Source organism: Streptomyces sp. CB02261 (assembly GCF_001905665.1).
Taxonomy (GTDB): Bacteria; Actinomycetota; Actinomycetes; order Streptomycetales; family Streptomycetaceae; genus Streptomyces.
Map to the genome: position 1 here is coordinate 757,856 of NZ_LIVX01000001.1, position 23,885 is coordinate 781,740.

At 72.5% G+C, this 23,885-nt stretch carries 19 protein-coding genes; 4 read left to right on the plus strand and 15 right to left on the minus strand.

The genetic code is table 11. The features are described 5' to 3' along the window. Nucleotides 1-26 precede the first annotated feature (26 nt). The 4 genes from AMK29_RS03490 to hrcA all read right to left on the minus strand — a co-directional run bounded on the left by AMK29_RS03490 (nucleotide 27) and on the right by hrcA (nucleotide 4,221). Entirely contained in the window at nucleotides 27-770 is a 744-nt protein-coding gene (locus AMK29_RS03490; protein ID WP_073807251.1) for a 16S rRNA (uracil(1498)-N(3))-methyltransferase, read from the minus strand. After that, on the minus strand, nucleotides 767-1,858 hold the full coding sequence (locus AMK29_RS03495; RefSeq protein ID WP_073807254.1) for a nitronate monooxygenase: 1,092 nt from the start codon (nucleotides 1,856-1,858) through the stop codon (nucleotides 767-769). Before AMK29_RS03495 ends, AMK29_RS03490 begins: the two co-directional genes overlap by 4 nt. Nucleotides 1,859-2,061: 203 nt before the next feature. Then, entirely contained in the window at nucleotides 2,062-3,201 is a 1,140-nt protein-coding gene (dnaJ, locus tag AMK29_RS03500) for a molecular chaperone DnaJ (RefSeq protein ID WP_073807257.1), read from the minus strand. Then, nucleotides 3,202-4,221: a heat-inducible transcriptional repressor HrcA gene (gene hrcA / locus AMK29_RS03505; protein ID WP_073807260.1), complete on the minus strand. Its 1,020-nt coding sequence runs from the start codon at nucleotides 4,219-4,221 to the stop codon at nucleotides 3,202-3,204. It abuts the gene before it with no gap. Nucleotides 4,222-4,370: 149 nt separating this feature from the next. Here hrcA and AMK29_RS03510 point away from each other — a divergent pair, with 149 nt between their 5' ends. Continuing rightward, a complete protein-coding gene (locus AMK29_RS03510; RefSeq protein WP_073807263.1) occupies nucleotides 4,371-5,099 on the plus strand; it encodes an MBL fold metallo-hydrolase in 729 nt (242 codons plus the stop codon). A gap of 10 nt (nucleotides 5,100-5,109) precedes the next feature. Beyond that, nucleotides 5,110-5,913 carry a DUF3097 domain-containing protein gene (locus AMK29_RS03515; RefSeq protein WP_073807266.1) on the plus strand — a complete coding sequence of 268 codons (804 nt, stop codon included), beginning with the start codon at nucleotides 5,110-5,112 and terminating at the stop codon, nucleotides 5,911-5,913. Nucleotides 5,914-5,953: 40 nt separating this feature from the next. Here the strand turns inward: AMK29_RS03515 and hemW are convergent, their stop codons facing one another. The 3 genes from hemW to lepA all read right to left on the minus strand — a co-directional run bounded on the left by hemW (nucleotide 5,954) and on the right by lepA (nucleotide 11,248). Then, complete coding sequence (hemW, locus tag AMK29_RS03520) at nucleotides 5,954-7,195, minus strand: radical SAM family heme chaperone HemW (RefSeq protein ID WP_073807269.1); 1,242 nt, start codon at nucleotides 7,193-7,195, stop codon at nucleotides 5,954-5,956. 72 nt (nucleotides 7,196-7,267) lie between these two features. Then, nucleotides 7,268-9,145 (minus strand): AMP-dependent synthetase/ligase, encoded by a 1,878-nt coding sequence (locus AMK29_RS03525; protein ID WP_073807272.1) that lies wholly within the window; start codon nucleotides 9,143-9,145, stop codon nucleotides 7,268-7,270. Nucleotides 9,146-9,382: 237 nt separating this feature from the next. Next, nucleotides 9,383-11,248, minus strand: a complete 1,866-nt coding sequence (lepA, locus tag AMK29_RS03530) for a translation elongation factor 4 (RefSeq protein ID WP_073807275.1) — start codon at nucleotides 11,246-11,248, stop codon at nucleotides 9,383-9,385. A 184-nt stretch (nucleotides 11,249-11,432) separates the two neighbouring features. Between lepA and rpsT the strand changes: the two genes are divergently transcribed. Next, nucleotides 11,433-11,699 (plus strand): 30S ribosomal protein S20, encoded by a 267-nt coding sequence (gene rpsT / locus AMK29_RS03535; protein ID WP_030317512.1) that lies wholly within the window; start codon nucleotides 11,433-11,435, stop codon nucleotides 11,697-11,699. Between the two features lie 377 nt (nucleotides 11,700-12,076). Here rpsT and holA read toward each other — a convergent pair whose 3' ends face one another. Further along, nucleotides 12,077-13,069 carry a DNA polymerase III subunit delta gene (gene holA / locus AMK29_RS03540; protein WP_073807278.1) on the minus strand — a complete coding sequence of 331 codons (993 nt, stop codon included), beginning with the start codon at nucleotides 13,067-13,069 and terminating at the stop codon, nucleotides 12,077-12,079. Between the two features lie 33 nt (nucleotides 13,070-13,102). On the opposite strand from holA, the gene AMK29_RS03545 reads away from it, so the two are divergent. Beyond that, entirely contained in the window at nucleotides 13,103-13,363 is a 261-nt protein-coding gene (locus AMK29_RS03545; protein ID WP_284712430.1) for a hypothetical protein, read from the plus strand. Nucleotides 13,364-13,439: 76 nt separating this feature from the next. Here AMK29_RS03545 and AMK29_RS03550 read toward each other — a convergent pair whose 3' ends face one another. From AMK29_RS03550 to leuS, 7 genes are all read right to left on the minus strand, one after another. Further along, nucleotides 13,440-14,702, minus strand: coding sequence for an MFS transporter (locus tag AMK29_RS03550; RefSeq protein WP_073807284.1), 1,263 nt, complete (start codon nucleotides 14,700-14,702; stop codon nucleotides 13,440-13,442). Between the two features lie 4 nt (nucleotides 14,703-14,706). Beyond that, on the minus strand, nucleotides 14,707-15,327 hold the full coding sequence (locus AMK29_RS03555) for a winged helix-turn-helix domain-containing protein (protein WP_073807287.1): 621 nt from the start codon (nucleotides 15,325-15,327) through the stop codon (nucleotides 14,707-14,709). A 138-nt stretch (nucleotides 15,328-15,465) separates the two neighbouring features. Beyond that, on the minus strand, nucleotides 15,466-17,961 hold the full coding sequence (locus AMK29_RS03560) for a ComEC/Rec2 family competence protein (RefSeq protein WP_073807290.1): 2,496 nt from the start codon (nucleotides 17,959-17,961) through the stop codon (nucleotides 15,466-15,468). Next, the gene (locus tag AMK29_RS03565) at nucleotides 17,958-19,019 is read right to left on the minus strand and encodes a ComEA family DNA-binding protein (protein WP_073807293.1); all 1,062 of its coding nucleotides are present in this window, start codon (nucleotides 19,017-19,019) and stop codon (nucleotides 17,958-17,960) included. Before AMK29_RS03565 ends, AMK29_RS03560 begins: the two co-directional genes overlap by 4 nt. A 108-nt stretch (nucleotides 19,020-19,127) precedes the next feature. Beyond that, nucleotides 19,128-19,973, minus strand: coding sequence for a DegV family protein (locus AMK29_RS03570; RefSeq protein WP_073807296.1), 846 nt, complete (start codon nucleotides 19,971-19,973; stop codon nucleotides 19,128-19,130). A 49-nt stretch (nucleotides 19,974-20,022) separates the two neighbouring features. Further along, nucleotides 20,023-20,766, minus strand: coding sequence for a hypothetical protein (locus AMK29_RS03575; protein WP_073807299.1), 744 nt, complete (start codon nucleotides 20,764-20,766; stop codon nucleotides 20,023-20,025). Nucleotides 20,767-20,889: 123 nt separating this feature from the next. Beyond that, complete coding sequence (gene leuS, locus AMK29_RS03580) at nucleotides 20,890-23,766, minus strand: leucine--tRNA ligase (RefSeq protein ID WP_073807302.1); 2,877 nt, start codon at nucleotides 23,764-23,766, stop codon at nucleotides 20,890-20,892. Between the last annotated feature and the right edge of the window lie 119 nt (nucleotides 23,767-23,885).

The following is a 23,885-nucleotide window of genomic DNA, read 5'->3' on the forward strand; positions in this document are numbered from 1 at the left end:
GGTCAGCCTAAGGCGGGCGGTCCCGGCTAGTTCCAGCGCCCCGTGCGCCCCAGCACGAGCGCCGTCGCCGCCGTCCCGGCGGTGGACGTCCGGAGCACGCTGCGGCCCAGCCGGTACGGCTTCGCCCCGGCCTCCTCGAACGCGGCGAGCTCCTGCGGCGAGACCCCGCCCTCGGGGCCGACGATCAGCACGATCGAGCCCTTCCCGGGAAGGTCCGCGGTGGCGAGCGCGCCGCTCGGGTGGTCGCGGTCCTCGTGCAGGACGGCCGCGAAGTCGGCGTCCGCGAGGAGCGCGGCGACCTGCTTGGTCGTCATCAGGTCGGTCACCTCGGGGAACCGGGTGCGGCGCGACTGCTTGCCGGCCTCGCGCGCGGTGGACCGCCACTTGGCGAGCGCCTTGAGGCCCCGGTCGCCCTTCCACTGGGTGATGCAGCGGGAGGCGGCCCACGGGACCACGGCGTCCACCCCGGTCTCCGTCATGGTCTCGACGGCGAGTTCACCCCGGTCGCCCTTGGGCAGCGCCTGGACCACGGTGATCCGGGGCTCCTCCGCGGCGTCCTCGTGGTCGCCCGACACCTGGACGGTCAGCCGGTCCTTGCCCTCGGCCGCGAGCACCACGCAGTCCGCCCAGCGGCCCCGGCCGTCGGTGAGGACGAGGTCCTCCCCGCCCTGGAGCCGCTTCACGGAGACGGCGTGCCGCCCCTCGGAGCCTTCGAGGACGAAGGTGCCGGTGCCGGGGACGGTGTCGACGACGAAGACGGGTGCGGTCATGAAGCGCTCCTGTGGGCGGACCCGGAGAGGTCGGAGAGGGCGGTGTCGAGTTCGGCGGCCAGCACCTCGACCAGGTGCCCGGCGGGGAGTTCACGGGCGAGCCGGTGGCCCTGGCCGGCCCACAGGGCCATGCCCTGGGCGTCGCCGGCGGTGGCGGCGGCCTTGCGGAGCGGCGCGGTGAGGTGGTGGATCTCGGGATAGGCGGAGGGGGCGTACGGCCCGTGTTCGCGCATGAAGCGGTTGACGAGGCCGCGGGCCGGGCGCCCGGAGAAGGCCCGGGTGAAGGCGGTCCGGGTGAACAGCGGGTCGGTCAGGGCCCGCTTGTGCAGCGGGTGGGCGCCGGACTCGGGGCAGCAGAGGAAGGCGGTGCCGAGCTGGGCGGCCTCGGCGCCGGCGGCGAGGACGGCGGCGATCTGGGCACCGCGCATGATCCCGCCGGCGGCGACGATCGGCAGGGCGACGCTCTCGCGGATCCGGGTGACGAGGGCGAGCAGCCCGGTGCCCTGGGCTCCGTCGTCGGCCGGGTCGTCGCGGTACGTGCCCTGGTGTCCGCCGGCCTCGACGCCCTGGACGCAGATCGCGTCGGCACCGGCCCGCTGGGCGGCGAGTGCCTCGTCGGCGGAGGTGACGGTGACGATCGTGAACGTACCGGCGCGGGCGAAGGCGGCGAGCGCCTCCGGTTCGGGGCAGCCGAAGGTGAAGGAGACGACGCGGACCGGGTCCTCCAGGAGGATGGCCAGTTTGGCGTCGTAGGCGTCGTCGCGGCAGACGTCGGTCTCGCCGAGCTGCGTCCCGTACCAGGTGGCCTCGCCGGCGAGCTGGTGCCGGTAGACCTCGATGGCGGCGGGGTCCGCGGACGGCCCGCTCTGCGGCAGGAAGAGGTTGACGCCGAAGGGACGCGCGGTGAGCCCGCGTACCTGCTTGATCTCCTGGTACAGGCCGCCGGCCGTCTTGTATCCGCCGGCCAGGAAGCCGAGCGCGCCCGCCTCGCAGACCGCTCCGACCAGCTCGGGACAGGAGCCGCCACCCGCCATGGGGGCCTGCACGATCGGATGCCGAGACAGATCGTTCAGTGCGGTGGTGGACATATGGGCATCGTGCCATGCCCCTGCTTCGGGGCCGAATTCGTACGTCAGGTACGTAAGGGGCGGCACCCGTAGCCACGGGTGCCGCCCCTTTCCGATCCGGTCAGGTCCGCCCGTTGAACGCGTCCTTCAGGCGGGAGAACAGCCCCTGCTGCCCCGGCTGACTGTGCTGACCCGGGGGGCCGACCCCCGGACCCCCAGCAACGTCAGGTCCGCCCGTTGAACGCGTCCTTCAAGCGGGAGAACAGGCCTTGCTGCCCCGGCTGGAACTGGCCGGTGGGCCGCTCCTCGCCACGCAGCTTGGCCAGTTCGCGCAGGAGCCGCTCCTGCTCCGCGTCGAGCTTGCCGGGGGTCTGCACCTCGACGTGCACGATCAGGTCGCCCCGGCCGTTGCCGCGGAGGTGGGTGACGCCACGGCCGTGCAGCGGGATCGACTGGCCGGACTGGGTGCCCGGGCGGACGTCGATCTCCTCGAGGCCGTCGAGGGTCTGCAGCTGCACCTTGGTACCGAGCGCGGCCGCCGTCATCGGCAGGGTGACCGTGCAGTGCAGGTCGTCGCCGCGCCGCTGGAAGGTCTCGTGCGGGACCTCGTGGATCTCGACGTACAGGTCGCCGGCGGGGCCGCCGCCGGGGCCGACCTCGCCCTCGCCCGCGAGCTGGATCCGGGTGCCGTTGTCGACACCGGCCGGGATCTTCACCGTCAGCGTCCGGCGCGAGCGCACGCGCCCGTCGCCCGCGCACTCGGGGCACGGGGTCGGCACGACGGTGCCGAAGCCCTGACACTGCGGGCAGGGCCGGGAGGTCATGACCTGGCCGAGGAAGGACCGGGTGACCTGGGAGACCTCGCCACGGCCGCGGCACATGTCACAGGTCTGCGCGGACGTGCCGGGAGCGGCGCCCTCGCCCGAGCAGGTCGTGCAGACGACCGCCGTGTCGACCTGGATGTCCTTGGTCGTGCCGAAGGCCGCCTCGTTGAGGTCGATCTCCAGACGGATCATGGCGTCCTGGCCGCGGCGGGTCCGCGAGCGTGGGCCGCGCTGCGAGGCCGTACCGAAGAAGGCGTCCATGATGTCGGAGAAGTTGCCGAAGCCACCGGCCCCGAAGCCGCCCGCGCCGCCTCCGCCGGAGGCCGAGAGGGGGTCACCGCCGAGGTCGTAGACCTGCTTCTTCTGCGGGTCCGAGAGGACCTCGTAGGCGGCGTTGATCTCCTTGAAGCGTTCCTGCGTCTTCGGATCGGGATTGACGTCCGGATGCAGCTCGCGGGCGAGCCTCCGGAACGCCTTCTTGATCTCGTCCTGGGACGCGTCGCGGCGCACGCCGAGTACGGCGTAGTAGTCCGTGGCCACTTACGACTCCGCCAGGATCTGTCCGACGTAACGTGCCACTGCGCGTACCGCTCCCATCGTTCCGGGGTAGTCCATGCGGGTCGGTCCGACCACGCCGAGTTTGGCGACTGCCTCGCCGCCCGAACCGTAGCCGACCGAGACGACGGACGTGGAGCTCAGCCCCTCGTGGGCGTTCTCGTGCCCGATGCGTACGGTCATGCCCGATTCCTTGGCCTCGCCGAGCAGCTTGAGGAGCACGACCTGCTCCTCCAGGGCTTCAAGGACGGGCCTGATCATCAGGGGGAAGTCGTGTCCGAAGCGGGTGAGATTGGCGGTGCCGCCGATCATCAGCCGCTCCTCGTGCTCCTCGACCAGGGATTCGAGGAGGGTCGCGAGCACGGTCGAGACCGTGGCGCGGTCCTCGGCCTCCTCGAAGGACTCGGGGAGGTCCTGCACCAGCTGCGGCACGTCGGCGAACCGCCGGCCGACGACCCGGCTGTTGAGCCGGGCGCGCAGGTCGGCGAGGGAGGTCTCGCCGAAGGGCGCGGGGCAGTCGATGACCCGCTGCTCGACGCGGCCGGTGTCGGTGATGAGCACCAGCATCAGGCGGGCGGGGGCCAGCGAGAGCAGCTCCACGTGCCGGACGGTCGAACGGGTCAGCGAGGGGTACTGGACGACGGCGACCTGACGGGTCAGCTGTGCGAGCAGCCGGACCGTGCGGCCGACGACGTCGTCCAGGTCCACCGCGCCGTCGAGGAAGTTGTGGATGGCCCGGCGCTCGGGCGTCGACAGCGGCTTGACGCCGGCGAGCCGGTCGACGAAGAGCCGGTAGCCCTTGTCGGTCGGGATGCGGCCGGCGCTGGTGTGAGGCTGGGCGATGAAGCCCTCCTCCTCCAGCACGGCCATGTCGTTGCGCACGGTGGCGGGCGAGACGCCGAGCTTGTGGCGTTCGGTGAGCGCCTTGGAGCCGACGGGCTCCTCCGTCCCGACGTAGTCCTGGACGATGGCGCGCAGGACCTCGAGCCTGCGTTCGCTGAGCATCGTGGCGCACCTCCAGCTGTCGACGTCGTTCCGGTTGCTCCGCTTTTGGCACTCACCCTGTCCGAGTGCCAGCGATCCCCCGGCCAGTGTACGGCGGCGGGCGTCGCTCCTGGCAAGGAGGCGGCGCCCCCACCGGTTAGCGTCGCCGTATGGACCTGGATTGGGAAGCGTACGGATGGGAGCGGCTCGCGGACGGGGTGGGCCGGCGACGGCTGCCCCGCTGGGACGCCACGGTGGGACTGGTACTGGGCGAGAGGGCCGTGCTGCTGTACGACACGGGCTCCTCGCTCGCGGAGGGCGCCGAGCTGCGGAGCCAGATCGCGGAGCTGACGAACGGCCGGAGAGTGACGCACATCGCACTGAGCCACCCCCATTTCGACCATGTGCTGGGCACCGCGGCCTTCGCGGGTGCGGAGGTCTTCGGCGCGGTCGGCTCCGACGCGCTGCTCGGCGGGGCCCGGGCCGCGGAGGCGCTGCGCGGCGACGCGGTGCGGCACGGGCTCGACGCGGCGGAGGCAGCGGAGGCCGTGGACGTGCTGGTGGCCCCGCGGCACGTGGTCTCCGGCGAGTGGACGCTCGACCTGGGCGGCCGGCAGGTCCTCCTGGCGAACGTCGGTCCCGGGCACACGGGCCACGACCTGGTGCTCCTGGTGCCGGGCGGTCCGGAGGTGGTCTTCTGCGGGGACCTGGTCGAGGAGTCGGGCGAGCCGCAGGCGGGCCCGGACGCGATCCCCTCCCGCTGGCCGGACGCCCTGGACCGGCTGCTGGGGCTCGGCGGCGAGGACGCGGCGTACGTGCCGGGGCACGGGGCGGTGGTGGACGCCACGTTCGTGCGGGCACAACGCGATGAACTGGCACAGCGCTTCCACGTCGCCTAACGTCACCGGGATGCGCAGCTACAACCCGGACCTGACGCCGTCCTGGAAGAAGCCGAAGCCCGTCCCGGAGGTCCCGGCCGACCGTGACCTCGTGGTCGAGGAGGTCGCGACGGGCTTCTGCGGGGCGGTGATCCGCTGTGAGGCGGGCACCGTGACGCTGGAGGACCGCTTCGGCAAGCACCGGGTCTTCCCGATGGAACCACGCGGCTTCCTCCTGGAGGGCCGGGTGGTGACGCTGGTGCGGCCGGTGACGGGCGGACCGGCCCGGCCGACCCGTACGGCATCCGGTTCGGTCGCGGTGCCGGGCGCCCGCGCGCGCGTGGCGCGGGCCGGCCGGATCTACGTGGAGGGCCGGCACGACGCCGAGCTCGTGGAGCGGGTCTGGGGCGACGACCTGCGGATCGAGGGCGTGGTGGTGGAGTACCTGGAGGGGGTCGACGACCTGCCGGCGATCGTGGCGGAGTTCGGCCCGGCGCCGGACGCGCGTCTGGGGGTCCTCGTGGACCACCTGGTCCCGGGCTCGAAGGAGTCCCGCATCGCCGCCCAGGTGACCTCTCCGGACGTGCTGGTGGTGGGCCACCCGTACATCGACGTCTGGGAGGCGGTGAAGCCGTCGTCCCTGGGCATCCCGGCCTGGCCGACGGTCCCGCGCGGCCAGGACTGGAAGACGGGCGTGTGCCGCGCCCTGGGCTGGCCGGAGAACACGGGCGCGGCCTGGCAGCACATCCTGTCGAGGGTCACGAGCTACAAGGACCTGGAGCCGGCGCTCCTGGGCCGCGTGGAGGAACTGATCGACTTCGTGACGGCGCCGTAGGACCACCGTTCCGGCGGGGTGCCCGCACCCCGCCTGAACCTCAGTCCACCAGGTCCCGCACGACCGCGTCGGCGAGCAGACGGCCCCGCAGGGTCAGGACGGCTCTCCCCTCGGCGTACGGCTCCGCGTCCAGCAGCCCGTCCGCCAGCGCCCGCGAAGCCGCAGCGAGCCCGGCCGGCCGCAGCAGCGAGAGCTCGACGCCGTCCCGCAGCCGCAGTTCGAGCAGCACCCGCTCCACCCGCCGGTCCTCGTCCGACAGCAGCTCACGCCCGGCGCCCGGCGACTTCCCGCCGGCCAGCGCCGCCGCGTACGCGCCCGGGTGCTTCACGTTCCACCAGCGCACCCCGCCGACGTGGCTGTGCGCGCCCGGCCCCGCGCCCCACCAGTCCGCGCCGCGCCAGTACAGCTCGTTGTGGAGGCAGTGCCCGGCCTCCGAGGTGGCCCAGTTGGACACCTCGTACCACTCGAATCCGGCCTGGGAGAGGACGTCCTCGGTGATCAGGTACCGGTCGGCGTGCACGTCGTCGTCGGTCATCGGCACCTCGCCGCGCCGGATCCTCCGGGCGAGCTGCGTACCCTCCTCGACGATCAGGGCGTAGGCGCTGACGTGGTCCGGCCCGGCGCCGATCGCCGCGTCGAGCGAGGCCCGCCAGTCGTCGTCGGACTCCCCGGGCGTGCCGTAGATCAGGTCCAGGTTGACGTGCTCGAATCCGGCGGCCCGCGCCTCGGCGACGCAGGCCTCCGGGCGGCCGGGCGTGTGAGTCCGGTCGAGGACCTTCAGGACGTGCTGTCTGGCGCTCTGCATCCCGAAGGAGATCCGGTTGAAGCCGCCGGCCCGCAGCTCCTCCAGGTACGCGGGGTCCACCGACTCCGGGTTCGCCTCGGTCGTCACCTCGGCGTCGTCCGCGAGCCCGAACTCCTCGCGGACGGCCGCGAGCATCCGTACGAGGTCCCCGGCGGCGAGCAGCGTGGGCGTGCCGCCGCCGACGAAGACGGTCCGCACCGGCCGGGGGTCGTCGCCGAGCACCTTGCGGGCGAGCCGGATCTCCTCGGTGACCTGCTCGGCGTAGTTGTCCCGGGAGGCGAGCACGCCGCCGGTGCCGCGCAGCTCGCTCGCCGTGTACGTGTTGAAGTCGCAGTAGCCGCAGCGCGTGGCGCAGTACGGAACGTGCAGGTAGAACCCGAGGGGCCGCTCGGCCGCCCCCTCCAGGGCGTGCGCGGGCAGCGCCCCGGTCTCGGGCACGGTCTCACCATCGGGCAGTACGGAAGGCATGAGCCCCATTGTCCCGTACTGCCCGAGGTGGACGTCCGCCCCTGTGGACGACGACCTGTGGAAAAGGTCGTGCGCGGTGGCTCAGGACTCCCGGGAACCCGCGTACATCTCCTCGATGAGGTCCTTGTACTCGCGCTCCACCACCGGCCGCTTCAGCTTCAGCGACGGGGTCAGCTCGCCGTGCTCGATGTCGAGGTCCCGGGGCAGCAGGCGGAACTTCTTGATCGTCTGCCAGCGCTGGAGGCCTTCGTTCAGGCGGTCGACGTAGCCCTGGATCATCGACACCGTCTGCGGGGCGGCGACGACCTCGGCGTACGACTTCCCCGCGAGGTCGTGATCGGCGGCCCAGCCGAGGAGGGTGGGCTCGTCGAGGGCGATCAGCGCAGTGCAGAAGTTCCGGTCGGCGCCGTGGACGAGGATGTTGGAGACGAACGGGCAGACGGCCTTGAACTGGCCCTCGACCTCGGCCGGCGCGATGTACTTGCCGCCGGACGTCTTGATGAGGTCCTTCTTGCGGTCGGTGATCCGCAGGTAGCCGTCGGCGGACAGCTCGCCGATGTCACCGGTGTGGAACCAGCCGTCGGTCTCCAGGACCTCGGCCGTCTTCTCGGGCAGGCCGTGGTAGCCCTCCATGATGCCGGGGCCGCGCAGCAGGATCTCGCCGTCGTCGGCGATGCGGACCTCGGTGCCGGGGAGCGGCTTGCCGACGGTGCCGGTGCGGTAGGCCTCGCCGGGGTTGACGAAGGAGGCGGCGGAGGACTCGGTGAGTCCGTACCCCTCCAGGATGTGGATGCCCGCGCCGGCGAAAAAGTAGCCGATCTCGGGGGCGAGCGCGGCGGATCCCGAGATGCACGCGCGCAGGTTGCCGCCGAAGGCGTCACGGATCTTGGAGTAGACGAGGGCGTCGGCGACCTTGTGCTTGGCGCCGAGACCGAAGGGGACGGAGGCGGTCCCGGTGCGGCGGAAGTTGTCCTGGCTCGCCTTGGCGTACGCGCGGGAGACGCCGGCCGCCCACTGGAAGATCTTGTACTTGGCTCCGCCGGCGGCGCGGGCCTTGGCGGCGACGCCGTTGTAGACCTTCTCGAAGATGCGGGGCACGGCGGCCATGTAGGTCGGTTGCACGACCGGCAGGTTCTCGATGATCTTGTCGACGCGGCCGTCGACGGCGGTGACGTGGCCGACCTCGATCTGGCCGGAGGTGAGGACCTTGCCGAAGACGTGCGCGAGCGGCAGCCACAGGTACTGGACGTCGTCCTGGGTGACGAGACCGGTGGCGGCGATGGCCTTGGCCATGTACGACCAGTTGTCGTGCGGGAGACGGACGCCCTTGGGCCGGCCCGTGGTGCCCGAGGTGTAGATGAGGGTCGCGAGCTGGGTGGGGGTGATCGCGCCGACCCGCTCCTTGACGGCCTCGGGGTGCTTCTCCAGGTACGCCCGGCCGCGCGCCTCGAGCTCGGCCAGGGAGAGGACCCACTCGCCGTCGCTCTCCACGCCCGTGGCGTCGATGACGACCACGTGGTGGAGGTTCGGCAGGTCGGCGCGGCGCTCCACGGCCTTGGCGAGCTGGGCCGCGTCCTCGGCGATGAGGACCTTCGACTCGGAGTCGGAGAGGATGAACGCCGATTCCTCGGCGTTGGTCTGCGGGTAGACCGTGGTGGTCGCGGCGCCCGCGCACATCACGCCGAGGTCGGCGAGGATCCACTCGACGCGGGTGGAGGAGGCGAGGGCGACCCGCTCCTCGGACCGCACGCCGAGGTCGACGAGGCCGGCGGCGATCGCGTAGACCCGCTCGGCGGCCTGGCCCCAGCTGAGCGACTTCCAGTCGTCGGGGCCGGCGCCGGAGGCGGCGGGCACCGGGTAGCGGTAGGCCTCCGCGTCCGGGGTCCGCTCGACGCGCTCAAGGAAGAGGGTCGCCACGGAGGGCGGCCGGTTCTCGATCTGGGTCTGTGTGTCGCTCACGACGTCCTCCGGGCGGCGGCGGTGCCTGCTGGTGGTTCGTAACTAACTGGCGAGTAACCTTCGAGCCGGGATCAGAGTAAAGCGCCGAGGTCCGACGCGTAAGGGCCTACAGGGCGCCGCTTGATAACGAACGGGCCCACGCGCATCCGCACGTGGGCCCGTTCCTTGCACAGGACAGCTACTTCCGGCTCTCTCGCCGCCCGTCCCGCCTCCCTGCTCCGTCCGAGGCTCCTCGGGCTACTTCTTCTTGCCGGAGGACTCGTCGCTCGACAGCACGGCGATGAAGGCCTCCTGGGGCACCTCCACCGAACCGACCATCTTCATACGCTTCTTGCCTTCCTTCTGCTTCTCCAGCAGCTTCCGCTTACGGGAGATGTCACCGCCGTAGCACTTGGCGAGGACGTCCTTGCGGATGGCGCGGATGGTCTCGCGGGCGATGACCCGGGAGCCGATCGCGGCCTGGATCGGCACCTCGAAGGCCTGCCGCGGGATGAGCTCGCGCAGCTTCGCGACGAGCCGCACACCGTAGGCGTACGCGGCGTCCTTATGGGTGACGGCGGAGAAGGCGTCGACCTTGTCGCCGTGCAGCAGGATGTCGACCTTGACCAGGCTGGAGGCCTGCTCGCCGGTGGGCTCGTAGTCCAGGGAGGCGTAGCCGCGCGTCTTGGACTTCAGCTGGTCGAAGAAGTCGAAGACGATCTCCGCGAGGGGCAGGGTGTAGCGGATCTCGACCCGGTCCTCGGAGAGGTAGTCCATGCCGATCAGCGTGCCGCGACGGGTCTGGCACAGCTCCATGATCGCGCCGATGAACTCACTGGGGGCGAGGATCGTGGCGCGTACGACGGGCTCGTACACGTCGTTGATCTTGCCCTCGGGGAACTCGCTCGGGTTGGTGACCGTGTGCTCGCTGCCGTCCTCCATGACCACGCGGTAGACCACGTTGGGGGCGGTGGCGATCAGGTCGAGACCGAACTCGCGCTCCAGACGCTCCCGGATCACGTCCAGGTGGAGCAGGCCGAGGAAGCCGACGCGGAAGCCGAAGCCGAGCGCGGCGGAGGTCTCCGGCTCGTACACCAGCGCGGCGTCGTTGAGCTGGAGCTTGTCGAGGGCCTCGCGGAGGTCCGGGTACTCCGAGCCGTCCAGCGGGTAGAGGCCCGAGAACACCATCGGCTTCGGGTCCTTGTAGCCGCCGAGGGCCTCGGTGGCGCCCTTGTTCAGGGAGGTGATCGTGTCACCGACCTTGGACTGGCGGACGTCCTTCACACCGGTGATGAGGTAGCCGACCTCGCCGACGCCGAGGCCGTCGGACGGCGTCATCTCCGGGGACGAGACACCGATCTCCAGGAGCTCGTGGGTCGCGCCGGTCGACATCATCTTGATGCGCTCGCGCTTGTTGAGCTGGCCGTCGACGACACGGACGTAGGTCACGACACCGCGGTACGAGTCGTAGACCGAGTCGAAGATCATCGCGCGGGCGGGGGCGTCGGCGACGCCGACGGGCGCGGGAACGTCCCGGACGACCCGGTCGAGCAGGGCGTCGACGCCGACGCCGGTCTTCGCGGAGACCTTGAGCACGTCCTCCGGCTGGCAGCCGATGAGGTTGGCGAGCTCCTCGGAGAACTTCTCCGGCTGGGCGGCCGGCAGGTCGATCTTGTTCAGCACGGGAACGATGGTGAGGTCGTTCTCCATCGCCAGGTAGAGGTTGGCCAGGGTCTGCGCCTCGATGCCCTGCGCCGCGTCGACCAGCAGGACCGTGCCCTCACAGGCCGCCAGCGAACGCGAGACCTCGTACGTGAAGTCGACGTGCCCCGGAGTGTCGATCATGTTCAGGATGTGCGTCCTGCCCTGATCCGGCCCCTCGTTCGGCGCCCACGGCAGCCGGACCGCCTGGGACTTGATCGTGATGCCGCGCTCCCGCTCGATGTCCATCCGGTCGAGATACTGGGCACGCATCTGCCGCTGGTCGACCACACCGGTCAGCTGGAGCATCCGGTCGGCGAGCGTGGACTTGCCGTGGTCGATGTGCGCGATGATGCAGAAGTTGCGGATCAGAGCCGGGTCGGTACGGCTCGGCTCGGGCACGTTGGTAGGAGTCGCGGGCACGCAGGGTCTCGTCTCGGGGCGATGTCGGATCGATACGTAGGCTCCATGGTCCCATGCCCGTCGCCCTGTGCCCGGTTTGGGCGGGCACGAGGGCGGCTGATAGTGTGGACAGCTGTGTCTCGTACGCCCTCTCAGCTGCGAGTCACACCCCAGAAGGAACATCGAACCTGTAAAGGCTCTTTTCGTGGCGAACATCAAGTCCCAGATCAAGCGGAACAAGACGAACGAGAAGGCGCGCCTGCGCAACAAGGCCGTCAAGTCCTCGCTCAAGACCGCGATCCGCAAGGCCCGTGAGGCCGTCGCCGCGGGTGACGTCGAGAAGGCCACCGTGGCTTCCCGCGCCGCCTCCCGCGCGCTCGACAAGGCTGTCTCGAAGGGTGTCATCCACAAGAACGCCGCCGCCAACAAGAAGTCGGCGCTGGCCACCAAGGTTGCCGCTCTCCAGGGCTGAGCTCTGATGTGACCGGCCGTACGGGACCCAGCGGGCCCTCTCTCCCGCTCCCGCCCGGCCACCCAGGACTCGCACGCGGACGCGTTCGCCACGCGGGTGCGAGCCCACCCAGCTTGTACGTCGAAGGCCCCGTCGCCTCCTTCCCCAGGAGCCGCCGGGGCCTTCGGCGCGTTCGGGCGCGTTCGGTGACGGGGGCGGCCCGGCGGGCGTGACGGGACGGGCGCGGGCGTGACGGGAGCGGCCCGGCGGGGCGCGACGGGGGCCCCGCAGGGGGCCGGGCGGGACATGGGCGGCCCGGCGGGCATGACGGGGCGGGCGTGAATCGGGCGGCCCGGCCGGGCGTGGCCGTCCTCGCGGCACACGCCCGGGAGAGCGCCCTAATCCCCGCGCCGCATCCTCGCCGCCCGCGCCACCGCGACCACCGCCTTCTCCAGGGCGTACTCCGGGTCGTCCCCGCCGCCCTTCACCCCCGCGTCCGCGTCCGCGATCGCCCGCAGCGCCACCGACACCCCGTCCGGGGTCCAGCCCCGCATCTGCTGCCGGACCCGGTCGATCTTCCAGGGCGGCATGCCCAGCTCCCGCGCGAGGTCGGCGGGCCGGCCGCCCCGCGCCGACGACAGCTTGCCGATCGCCCGTACGCCCTGCGCGAGCGCGCTGGTGACGAGCACCGGCGCGACCCCGGTCGAGAGCGACCAGCGCAGGGCCTCCAGGGCTTCCGCCGCCCGCCCCTCGACCGCGCGGTCCGCGATGTTGAAGGAGGAGGCCTCGGCCCGGCCGGTGTAGTACCGCCCGACGACGGCCTCGTCGATCGTCCCGTCCACGTCGGACGTGAGCTGGGCGACCGCGGACGCCAGCTCCCGCAGGTCACTGCCGATCGAGTCGACGAGCGCCTGGCAGGCCTCCGGTGTGGCCGCGCGGCCGAGGGCGCGGAACTCCTGCCGTACGAACGTCAGCCGCTCCGCCGGCTTCGTGGTCTTCGGGCAGGCCACCTCCCGCGCTCCCGCCTTGCGCGCGGCGTCGAGCAGGCCCTTGCCCTTGGCGCCGCCCGCGTGGAGCAGGACGAGGGAGATGTCCTCGATCGGGTCGCCGAGGTAGGCCTTGACGTCCTTGATCGTGTCGGCGGAGAGGTCGTGGGCGTTCCGCACGACCAGCACCTTGCGCTCGGCGAAGAGCGAGGGGCTGGTGAGCTCCGCCAGCGAGCCGGGCTGGAGCTGGTCGGGCGTGAGGTCGCGCACGTCCGTGTCGGCGTCGGCGGCGCGGGCGGCCGCCACCACCTCATGGACGACGCGGTCGAGGAGCAGGTCCTCCTGCCCCACGGCGAGCGTCACGGGGCCGAGGAGGTCGTCGGGGGAAGTCTTTCTGGTGGCCATCGCGATCCAGCATCCCACGGGCCACCGACAGCGATGCCCGAGAATGGCGGGGTGAGCGAACGACACGTACTGGTACTGCCCGACCGCGACGCCGCCGAGGAGGTCGCGGGGGAGCTCCCCGACCGGTTCGGCGTGGCCGAGGAACCCACGCTCGTACGGGACGCCCTGGCCGGGGAGGACGACGCCGAGGACGCCCAGTGGCTGGTGGTCGTCGAGGACCCGGAGGGCCGCCTGGACCCCACGGCGCTCGACGGGCTGGCCGCCGAGTACGAGGGCTGGCTGGAGGCCCCGTAGCACCGCCACCGCCCCCGCGCGCCGGCCCGGAGTCCGCAGAGGCCGTGGAGGCGTGAAGGCCGTCGGCGTCCCGCCACTATCCGACCGGCGCCGTCTCCCCGTCCCGCGTGGGCAGTTCCCGCATGCGCGGCAGCGGCGACGGCAGCACCCACAGCACGGCGAACACGGCTCCCACGGTGGCGACCCACAGGGTCGGTCGCAGTCCGATCGCGGTGCCGAGCAGGCCGCCGACGAGCGCGCCGATCGGACGGAAGCCGTGGTTGAGCGTCCGGAACGCGCCCATGACCCGCGCCCGGACGGCGTCCGGTATCAGCGCCATCTGGAACGACCCCGCGGCGATGTCGACGATCATCACGCCCACGCAGGACAGGAACTCCGCCAGGAACAGCACGGCCACCACGAGCGGGAGCGGCCCCTCGGCGAGGGGTATCAGGAGCAGCGGCAGCGTGAACCCGAGGAAGCCGGCGACGAGCGAGCCCCCGATGCCGATCCGCCGCACCACCGCCCCGCTGCACAGCGCGCCCAGGAGGCCGCCGACCGCTCCGGCGCCGAGGATCAGCCCGAGCAGGCCCGCGCCGATGCCGAGTTCGGTGGTCACGTAGAGCACGAAGAGGGTGTGGAACATGTAGTTGAAGAACTGGACCGTGCCGGAGGCGGCGAAGAGCGCGCGCATGGAGCGGTCTCGGAGCACCCAGCGCATGCCCTCGGTGAAGTGCCCCTTGGCCACGGGGGCCGGCGCGGGTTCGACCGGCTTGATCCGGGCCAGGTACCCGGCCGACACCAGATAGGTGAGGGCGTCCGCGAGCAGGGCGAAGGGGGCGGTCAGGAACTGCACGAGGAGGCCGCCGATCCCGGGCCCCGCCAGCCAGGCCGTCGAACGGCTGCCGTTGACCAGCGCGTTGGCCTGCACGTAGCGATCGGAGGGTACGAGCGCCACGAAGAGGGTGGCGTTGCACACCTCGAAGAGCACGGTGAGCGCGCCGAGCCCGAAGGCCACCACGTACAACTGGGTGAGGGTCAGCGCGTCGAGGGCATAGGCCACGGGGAGCGTCAGGACCAGCGCGGCCCTCCCGAGGTCGGCCACGATCATGGCTCGTCTGCGGCTGGACTGCCGGTCGGCCCAGGCGCCGAGCGGCAGGTTGAGCAGGAGTGCGGGCAGGAGTTCGACGGCCTTGAGCCAGCCCATCGCGGCGGCGTCGGCGCCGAGGACCAGGACGGCCGCGAGCGGGATCGCCATCAGCGATATCTGGTCCCCGGCGAGGGAGACGGTCTGCCCGGTCCAGTAGCGCCGGAAGGACCGCTCGCGCAGCAGCGCCGGTACGCGTTCCACGAGGGCCACGCCTCTACTCCTCTTCGCTGTCGGGGACGTCCTGGTCCAGGTAGGCGATCCGCAGGACGGTGACGGGCCGGGCGCCCTCCGGCCGGAGGGACGGGTCGGACGTGCGCGCCTCGTAGGGCCGGAGCAGCTCGTCGATCCGTTCTCCGAGGCCGGTCAGCTCCTCGGGGGTGAGGTGGAGCAGCAAGTCGCCGAACTCCTCGGCCTCCCGCCACTCCCTCGGCAGCCGGTGCCGCTTCTCCATGGCCCGGGTGACCCGCTCGAAGTACCGCTCGGCGACGGCGGCGCCCAGCGCGTCGGCCGCCTCCGCGACCGTCGCGTCCTCGCTGTACTCCGGCCACTCCGTGTAGCGGGCGGTCGCCCGCCAGGGCTTCTCCCGCCCCCGGCCGCCGGGCGCCTCCTCCACGAGCCCGTACTTGGCGAGTATCCGCAGGTGGTAGGAGCAGCTGGCCACGGACTCGCCGGTCAGCTCGGCGGCCCGGGTGGCGGTGAAGGGCCCGTTGCCGCGCAGCAGGCCCACCAGGGACATGCGCAGGGGGTGGGCGTAGGCCCGCAGGGCTCGCGGGTCGGTGAGACGGATGCTGCGGGGCTGCTCGCCCTCGGGCGAGGCGTCACTGAGCTCGGGCATGATGAAAAGATATCTTTAGAAAGACTCCTTTACAAGGAGATCCCGGTGCCGGGCTCCGGTCCGCTTGCTCACCCGCGCTCGCTCCCCATGCCCCTCCCCGACCCCAGTCCCCTCCCCGACCCGCTCCCCTCCTCCCGCTCAGCCCCCTGCCGGTACGGCCACCAGCTCGCGCCCCGCCCCCGTCACCGCGATCGCCCCGTCCCGGTCGGTGCGCAGCACCCGCGCCCCACCGGCCCGCAACGACTCCACCGTCCTGGGAGAGGGGTGGCCGTACGGGTTGTCGCGCCCCGTCGACACCAGTGCGAGCCTCGGCCGTACGGCCCGTATCAGCGCCGGGTCCTGATGGGCCGATCCGTGGTGGGCCACCTTGAGGACGTCGACCGGCCCGAGATCGGGATGGGCCCGCAACAAGGCCCGCTGCGCGGGTGGTTCCAGATCGCCGAGCAGCAGCAGGGTCACCCCGCCGGCGGTCCGGGCGAGGAGCGTGACACTGGCGTCGTTCGGCCCGGCGGCGCTCTCCCCTGCCTCCGCCACCGGCCAGAGCACTCGCCATTCCAGCGCCCCGGCCCTCCGCTGCTCCCCCGGCCCCGCCCGGATCAGCGGCACTCGCGCGCCCGCCGCCGTCCGCCGGACGAACCGGGCCTGTGCGGGCGGCTCCTCCAGACCCGTCGTCTGGATCGCCCCCACCGACCGCCCTCGCAACACCCCCGGCAGACCGGCCACATGGTCGGCGTGGAAGTGGGTCAACAGCAGCAACGGCACGCGCCGCACCCCGAGTTCGCGCAGACAGCGGTCCACCGCCGCGGGATCAGGGCCCGCGTCCACGACGACGGCCGCGTCCCCGCCCGCCGCGAGCACCGTGGCATCGCCCTGCCCCACCTGGCACATCGCGAACACCCAGTCCGGCGGGGGCCATCCGGTCACCCACCGGGCGAGCGGCACCGGCCGCGCCACCACGAGCAGGAGCACCACGGCGACGAGCACGCCGAGCGGCCCCCGGTGCGGCAGCTTGCGCACCGCGAGCACCACCAGGGCGGTGAGCAGCGCGAGAGCGAGACCACCCCACCATCCGCCGGGCCAGTTCAGCTCCGCCCCCGGCAGGGCCGCGCCGGTACGGGCCACCCGGGCGATCCACCCGGCCGGCCATCCCGCCACCCACGCCAGGGCCTCCGCGGCCGGCGCCCAGACCGCCGCCAGGACGAGCGCGGCGAAGCCGAGCACCGTCGCGGGCGCCACCGCGAGCTCGGCGAACAGGTTCGCCGGGATCGCGACCAGGCTCACCCTGGCGGCGAACACCACCACGACGGGAGCGCACACCGCCTGCGCCGCCAGGGAGGCGGCCAGCGCCTCCGCAAGCCCGCCCGGCACCCGACGCCGCCGCAGCGCCTCGCTCCACCGGGGTGCGACCGTGAGCAGGGCCCCGGTGGCGAGGACCGACAGCAGGAAGCCGTAACTCCGCGCGAGCCAGGGGTCGTGGAGCACCAGGAGGAGAACGGCTGCGGCCAGCGCGGGGATCAGCGATCTCCGGCGGCCGGTACCGATCGCGAGCAGCACGACGAGCCCGCACGCCGCCGCCCTCAGCACACTCGGATCGGGCCGGCACACCACCACGAAGGCGAGCGTCAGCGCTCCCCCGGCCAGGGCGGTGACCCGCAGCGACAGCCCCAGCCGCGGGGCGAGGCCGCCCCGCTCCACCTGATGGGCCCTCCCCGGCCGGCCGACGAGCAGAAGCAGCACGATCGAGAGGTTGCTGCCCGACACGGCGAGCAGGTGGGTGAGATCGGTGGCCCGGAACGCGTCGCGCAGCTCAGGACCGATCCGAGAGGTGTCCCCGACCACCAGGCCGGGCAGCAGGGCCCGTGCGTCCGGTGCGAGCCCGTCGGTCGCCCGCCGCAACCCGGCCCGGAGCTCCCCCGCCCGCCGCTGCGAGGCGTTCGGAGGGCCCACGACCCGGGGCGGCCCCGCCCCGTCGACCTTGAGCACCGCCGCGAAGGGCTCGCCGGGGCGCGACGGCGGCGCGAGCCGGCCGCCCACCGTCACCCGGGTCGAGGGCAGGAGCCGCAGCCACGCCTCGCGCCCCTCCCCCGGCGGCACGATCAGCAGCACCGGCGTCCGTGTCCGGTGGACCGAGCCGTCCCTCCTCTCGACCCGGGTCACCTCACCGCCCAGGACGACGGAGACCGGTACCGTCTCGCTCCCTCGCACCCGCGGCAGGGTGAGCCGGGGATCGGACGTCACCGTCACCTCCAACCGCGCCCGCGCGTACTCCGCCGCCAAGGCCGGCACGGGGCCCCGCCTGAGGTCCGCCGCGTGCAGGCCCGCCGAGGTCGCCCCCGCCGCCGCGCACAGCAGCACGCCCGCGCAGGCCGTCGCCCGCAACCGCCACCCCGGCACTCCCCGCACGACGCCCACGCCCCCGAACCACCGGGCCGCGGCCGGCGTCAGCAGGACGGCGGCCCCCGCCAGACAGGCCCCGACAGCTCCTACCGTCCACCAACCCGTGACACCCACCGCGCAGGCCGCCGCCACCCAGGCCGCCACCGCGAGCGGGACCAGCCGGAGATCCGTGGGCCCCTCCTCCCACGGGCGCACCGAGGACTCCGGCACCCCGGCCGCCGTCTCGTCGCGACTCATGGCCGGACCAGCGGTTCGAGGTCGGCGAACCTGCGCTCGCCGATGCCGTTGACCTCGCGCAGCTCCCCGACGGACCGGAAGCCGCCGTGCTCCGTGCGATGGTCGACGATGTGCCGGGCGAGGACCGGACCGACACCCGGCAGGGTGTCGAGCTGCTCCACCGTGGCCGTGTTGAGGCTCAGTGGCACCCCAGGCCCGCCGCCACCCGGTCCGCCCGCAGGACCGGAGCCGGGACCGGAGCCGCCGCCCGGCACGCCCGGCACGCCCGGCACGCCCGGCACGCCCGGCACGCCCGGCGCCCCCGGCACGCCGACGAGAACCTGTTCCCCGTCGAACAGGACACGGGCCCGGTTGAGCCCCGTGAGATCGGCGCCGGGCTTCACCCCGCCCGCGGCACGCAGGGCGTCCGCCACCCGTGAACCGGCGGGCAGGGTCAGCACCCCGGGCCTGCGCACCTTGCCGCCAACGTCGACGATCACCCGTGCCCCGGCCGACGCCGACCCCGCACCGGCTCCCGGCACCGGCGCGGCTCGTGTGGCGGGCGCGGCCGCCACGGGGACGGCGCGTACGAGTTCGGGCGCGCGCACCGGCTCAGGCCGCCCCGCCCAGAAGTAGCCGCCCGCGAGGCCCGCCGCCACGATCAGGATCACCGCCAGCGCGGCCAGCGCCCTCGGTTCGAGCCCGCACCGCGTCTGCACCCACATCGGGGTCCGCTCACGCAGCGCCGCCGCCAGCCGCCCCCTCGTTCCCACCGGGGAACCACGCTCCGGCGCCTCCGGGACCTCCGTCGCGTCCCGGCCCTCCGGTGGTTCGGGCAGCCTCGGCTCGGCGGCCGCCGACGGGAACAGGGCGTCCCCCCGCCGCCGTACGACGGCCTCGGGAAGCGGGGCGGCCCTCCTGACCCGGGTCCGCCTCCCGGCCCGCCCGGAGGACGCGCCACGCGCGCCGTGGCGGTGGCGCCCGTCGGAACCCCGCGCCCTGCCGGGCCCGCTGGACGCGGCGCCCCTCGTGCCGAGGACGTCGGAACCGGTCGATGCGATACGTGTACGAAGAGTCATGCAGGTGACGGTAGGGATCACCGCGGTCCTGTGCGGGACTCACTCACGTTCCGTGGACGGGGGCCGCCCTGTGGACAACTCCGTCACTCACGCGGGTGACGGACCGGCTCAGCAGGGCGAGACGACGACCGCGAGCAGCCCGGGCCCCGTGTGCGCGCCGATGACCGCGCCCACCTCGCTGACATGGAGTTCCGCCATGCCCGGTACCCGCCCCCGCAGCCGGTCGGCGAGGGCCGCGGCCCGTTCGGGTGCGGAGAGGTGGTGGACCGCGATGTCGACGGCGCCGGAACCGGCGCGCTCGACGGCGATCTCCTCCAGCCGTGCGATGGCCTTCGAGGCGGTCCGCACCTTCTCCCGCAGTTCGATGCGCCCGCCGTCGAGTTCGAGGAGCGGCTTGACCGCGAACGCGGAGCCGAGCAGCGCCTGCGCCGCCCCGATGCGCCCGCCGCGGCGCAGGTGGTCCAGGGTGTCGACGTAGAAGAAGGCGGAGGTTCCCCCCGCACGCTTCTCGGCGGCGGCGACCACCTCGTCCAGCGAGCCGCCCGCCTCCGCGACCTGGGCCGCCGCCAGCACGCAGAAGCCCAGCGCCATGCCGACCATGCGGGTGTCCACGACCCGTACGGGCACGGGGGCGTCCTTCGCGGCCAGTACGGCCGCGTCGAAGGTCCCGGAGACCTCGGCGGACAGATGGAGCGAGACGACACCCCGCGCCCCGGCCTCGGCGGCCGCGCGGTAGGCCTCGGCGAAGATCTCGGGGCTCGGCCGCGAGGTGGTGACGGACCGCTTCTTCTGGAGGGCCTCGACGAGGGCCCTGGCCGAGATCTCGGTGCCTTCCTCGAGGGCGCGGTCGCCGATGACGACGGTCAGCGGGACCGTGGTGACGGCGTGCCGCTCCCTCGTCTGGCGTGGCAGGTAGGCCGTGGAATCGGTGACGATCGCGACATGCCGGGACATGAGCGGGAGGTTACCCGCCGGGGCCGCCGCTCGGCAGCCCGGCCCCCCGTCAGGTGGTGGTCTCCGGGCGGGCCGACTTCTCCCAGGGGTAGGCGGTCCGCCGGGGATCGGGCCCCGTGATCGCGGACGGCTCACCGCCGGCCGCCGGGTTTCCCCGGTCCGAGTGCTCGGCCGGGCCGGCGGGACGCCCCCAGGCCTCACCGGCGCCGGAGGCGGTCCCCGGGGCCGCCCCCTGCGTGGTCTCCGGACCGGTCCAGTGGCGCAACGCGCCCGCCTCTACGTCGATCTGGGCACTGAGCGCCGACAGGTCGTCCTCGGCGAACTTCAGGGCCCTGTCCCGGGCGGCGCGGCGCAGCGCGTCGGCCGAGCCGGTGATCCGCTCGGTCCGCGCGGCGAGTTCGGGGAGCTGCCCGGACACGTACGCCCGGTCGGGCTCCCGCTCCAGGCGCTTGAGGTCCTCGTCCAGTTCCAGCCCGTGCCCGCTGAGCCGGTGGAACAGGTCGAGCGACTCCTTCAGCGACGCGTCCTCGCCGACACCGGCCTGCAGCGCCTCCTGGGTGGCCCGCATCGAGGTGCGCAGCGACAGACGCAGTCTGGCCAGCTCGCCGGCGACCCCGGTCTGACCGAAGCTCTTGGCTCGCAGCGTGGTGTCCTCGACGGTGCGCCGGGCCTGGTTCAGGGTGCGGTCGACCCCCCGCTTGGCGGCCTTGGCCGCCTTCACGGTGACGAAGACCCCGAGCGCCACGAAGGACAAGAAGAGCAGCGCCATGATCGTGATAATCGTGGCTTCCATGTGTGCCCCTCCGGCGTACGTCGAGTCCCCACGGTTGTGGTTCTTCCAAGGTAAACGGAACGGGCAGGCCGAGGGTTCCATCGGAACCCCCAACCTGCCCGTAGGGGAAACCCCTATGTGTCGTCAGCCGGCGACGATGTTGACCAGCTTCGGCGCCCGGACGATCACCTTGCGGATCTCCGCGCCGCCCAGCGCGGCGACCACGTGCGGGTCACCGAGCGCCAGGGTCTCGAGGTCGGCGTCCGTGATCGACGGCGAGACCTCCAGGCGGGCCTTGACCTTGCCCTTGATCTGCACGACGCAGGTCACGGTCTCGTCGACGACGTACGCCGGGTCGGCGACCGGGAAGTCCTGGTGGACGACCGAGTCGGTGTGGCCCAGCTTGCGCCACAGCTCCTCGGCGATGTGCGGGGCCAGCGGGGCGACCAGCAGCACCAGCCGCTCGGCGACGGACCGGGAGAGCGCACCGCCGGACTTGGTCAGGTGGTTGTTCAGCTCGGTGACCTTGGCGATGGCGGTGTTGAAGCGCATGGCCGCCATGTCCTGCGAGACGCCGTCGATCGCCTTGTGCAGGGCGCGCAGCGTGTCCTCGTCGGCCTCGGTGTCGACCACGGTGACCTCGCCGGTCGACTCGTCGACGATGTTGCGCCAGAGGCGCTGCAGCAGCCGGTACTGGCCGACCACCGCGCGCGTGTCCCAGGGACGCGACACGTCCAGCGGGCCCATCGCCATCTCGTACAGGCGCAGCGTGTCGGCGCCGAACTCGGCGCAGATCTCGTCCGGCGTCACGGCGTTCTTCAGGGACTTGCCCATCTTGCCGAGGACGCGGCTGACCTTCTCGCCCTCGTACCAGAAGCCGCCGTCCCGCTCCTCGACCTCGGCCGCGGGCACGGCGATCCCGCGCGCGTCCCGGTAGACGAAGGCCTGGATCATGCCCTGGTTGTAGAGCTTGTGGAACGGCTCGGCCGAGGAGATGTGCCCCAGGTCGAACAGCATCTTGGACCAGAAGCGCGCGTACAGCAGGTGCAGCACGGCGTGCTCGGCGCCGCCGACGTACAGGTCGACGCCGCCGGTCGGCATGCCCTCGCGGGGGCCCATCCAGTACTGCTCGACGGCCGGGTCGACCAGCTTCTCGGAGTTGTGCGGGTCGAGGTAGCGCAGCTCGTACCAGCAGGAACCGGCCCAGTTGGGCATGGTGTTGGTCTCGCGGCGGTAGCGGCGCGGGCCGGCGCCGTCGCCGAGGTCCAGGGTGACGTCGACCCAGTCCTCGTTGCGGGACAGCGGGGTCTCCGGCTGGGTGTCCGCGTCCTCCGGGTCGAAGGTGCGCGGCGAGTAGTCCTCGACCTCCGGCAGTTCCAGCGGCAGCATCGACTCGGGCAGCGAGTGGGCGACGCCGTCCTCGTCGTAGACGATCGGGAAGGGCTCGCCCCAGTAGCGCTGGCGGCTGAACAGCCAGTCGCGCAGGCGGAAGTTGACGGTGCCCTCGCCGATACCGCGGTCGGCCAGCCAGGCGGTGATCTTCGCCTTGGCGTCGACGACGCCCAGGCCGTCGAGGGAGATCTCGTCGTTCGCGGAGTTGACCAGCTTCGCCTCGTACGAGGAGAAGGCGTCGTCCCACGTGGACGGGTCGGTGCCGCGGTCGTCGCTCGGTTCCACGACGCAGCGCATCGGCAGCTCGAAGGCGCGCGCGAAGGCGAAGTCGCGGCTGTCGTGCGCCGGGACGGCCATGATGGCGCCGGTGCCGTAACCCATCAGGACGTAGTCGGCGATGAAGACGGGGACCTGCTCGCCGCTGACCGGGTTGGTGGCGTACGCGCCGGTGAAGACGCCGGTCTTCTCCTTGGCGTCGGCCTGCCGCTCGACGTCGGACTTGGAGGCGGCCTGCTTGCGGTAGGCGTCGACGGCCTCGGCCGGGGTGGCGTGTCCGCCGGTCCACACGTCGTGGGTGCCCTCGGGCCAGACGGCCGGGACGATCTTCTCGACCAGGTCGTGCTCGGGGGCCAGCACCATGTAGGTGGCGCCGAACAGGGTGTCCTGGCGGGTGGTGAAGACGGTGATCGCACCGGTGTCACCGACCTGGAAGTCGACGCGGGCGCCCTCGGAGCGGCCGATCCAGTTCCGCTGCTGCAGCTTGATGGCCTCGGGCCAGTCCAGCGCGTCCAGGTCGTCGAGCAGGCGGTCCGCGTAGGCGGTGATCCGCATGTTCCACTGGCGCAGCTTGGACTTGAAGACGGGGAAGTTGCCGCGCTCGGAGCGTCCGTCGGCGGTGACCTCTTCGTTGGCCAGAACGGTGCCCAGGCCGGGGCACCAGTTGACGGGGGCGTCGGAGGCGTACGCCAGGCGGTACTCGCCCAGGACGTCGGAGCGCTCGGCGGCGCTCAGCTCGCTCCACGCGCGCGTGGTGCCGGGAACCTCACGCGTGCCGTTCTCGAACTGCGCGATCAGCTCGGCGATCGGACGGGCCTTGCCGGCCTCGGTGTCGTACCAGGCGTTGAAGATCTGCAGGAAGATCCACTGGGTCCACTTGTAGTACTCCGGGTCGATCGTGGCGAACGACCGGCGCTTGTCGTGGCCCAGGCCCAGCCGGCGGAGCTGGACCTTCATGTTCTCCATGTTGGCCTCGGTGGACACACGCGGGTGCGTGCCCGTCTGCACGGCGTACTGCTCGGCCGGCAGGCCGAAGGCGTCGAAGCCCAGGGTGTGCAGCACGTTGTGGCCGGTCATGCGCGCGTGGCGGGCGAAGACGTCCGTGGCGATGTAGCCGAGCGGGTGGCCGACGTGCAGGCCCGCACCCGAGGGGTACGGGAACATGTCCATGATGAACTTCTTGGGCCGGGCGGCGATCGCGGGGTCGCCCGCCAGGTCGCCGGTGGGGTTCGGCGCCTCGTAGGTGCCCTCCGCGTCCCAGAAGTCCTGCCAGCGTGCCTCGATGTCGGCGGCCATGGCCGCCGTATAGCGATGGGGAGCCGCCGTCTCGGCGGCCGTATTGATCTCGGTCATGGTCCTTGAAGCTCCATCGATCGTCTCTGCCCACTGCCACGGACTGCCGTGAAATGAAAAATCCCCTCGCACAGGAGGGGACGCCGCGCCGACTCCGACAGATGTCTGTCATCCGTCGG

What these genes read in the sequence shown, in the direction of transcription:
- AMK29_RS03545 (WP_284712430.1), top strand. Translation starts at nt 13,103, where the DNA reads ATGCCCGAGAATGGCGGGGTGAGCGAACGACACGTACTGGTACTGCCC.
- AMK29_RS03510 (WP_073807263.1), top strand. Translation starts at nt 4,371, where the DNA reads ATGGACCTGGATTGGGAAGCGTACGGATGGGAGCGGCTCGCGGACGGG.
- AMK29_RS03565 (WP_073807293.1), bottom strand. Translation starts at nt 19,019, where the DNA reads ATGACTCTTCGTACACGTATCGCATCGACCGGTTCCGACGTCCTCGGC.
- AMK29_RS03560 (WP_073807290.1), bottom strand. Translation starts at nt 17,961, where the DNA reads ATGAGTCGCGACGAGACGGCGGCCGGGGTGCCGGAGTCCTCGGTGCGC.
- AMK29_RS03515 (WP_073807266.1), top strand. Translation starts at nt 5,110, where the DNA reads ATGCGCAGCTACAACCCGGACCTGACGCCGTCCTGGAAGAAGCCGAAG.
- AMK29_RS03570 (WP_073807296.1), bottom strand. Translation starts at nt 19,973, where the DNA reads ATGTCCCGGCATGTCGCGATCGTCACCGATTCCACGGCCTACCTGCCA.
- hrcA (WP_073807260.1), bottom strand. Translation starts at nt 4,221, where the DNA reads ATGCTCAGCGAACGCAGGCTCGAGGTCCTGCGCGCCATCGTCCAGGAC.
- AMK29_RS03555 (WP_073807287.1), bottom strand. Translation starts at nt 15,327, where the DNA reads ATGCCCGAGCTCAGTGACGCCTCGCCCGAGGGCGAGCAGCCCCGCAGC.
- holA (WP_073807278.1), bottom strand. Translation starts at nt 13,069, where the DNA reads ATGGCCACCAGAAAGACTTCCCCCGACGACCTCCTCGGCCCCGTGACG.
- leuS (WP_073807302.1), bottom strand. Translation starts at nt 23,766, where the DNA reads ATGACCGAGATCAATACGGCCGCCGAGACGGCGGCTCCCCATCGCTAT.
- AMK29_RS03490 (WP_073807251.1), bottom strand. Translation starts at nt 770, where the DNA reads ATGACCGCACCCGTCTTCGTCGTCGACACCGTCCCCGGCACCGGCACC.
- hemW (WP_073807269.1), bottom strand. Translation starts at nt 7,195, where the DNA reads ATGGGGCTCATGCCTTCCGTACTGCCCGATGGTGAGACCGTGCCCGAG.
- AMK29_RS03495 (WP_073807254.1), bottom strand. Translation starts at nt 1,858, where the DNA reads ATGTCCACCACCGCACTGAACGATCTGTCTCGGCATCCGATCGTGCAG.
- AMK29_RS03575 (WP_073807299.1), bottom strand. Translation starts at nt 20,766, where the DNA reads ATGGAAGCCACGATTATCACGATCATGGCGCTGCTCTTCTTGTCCTTC.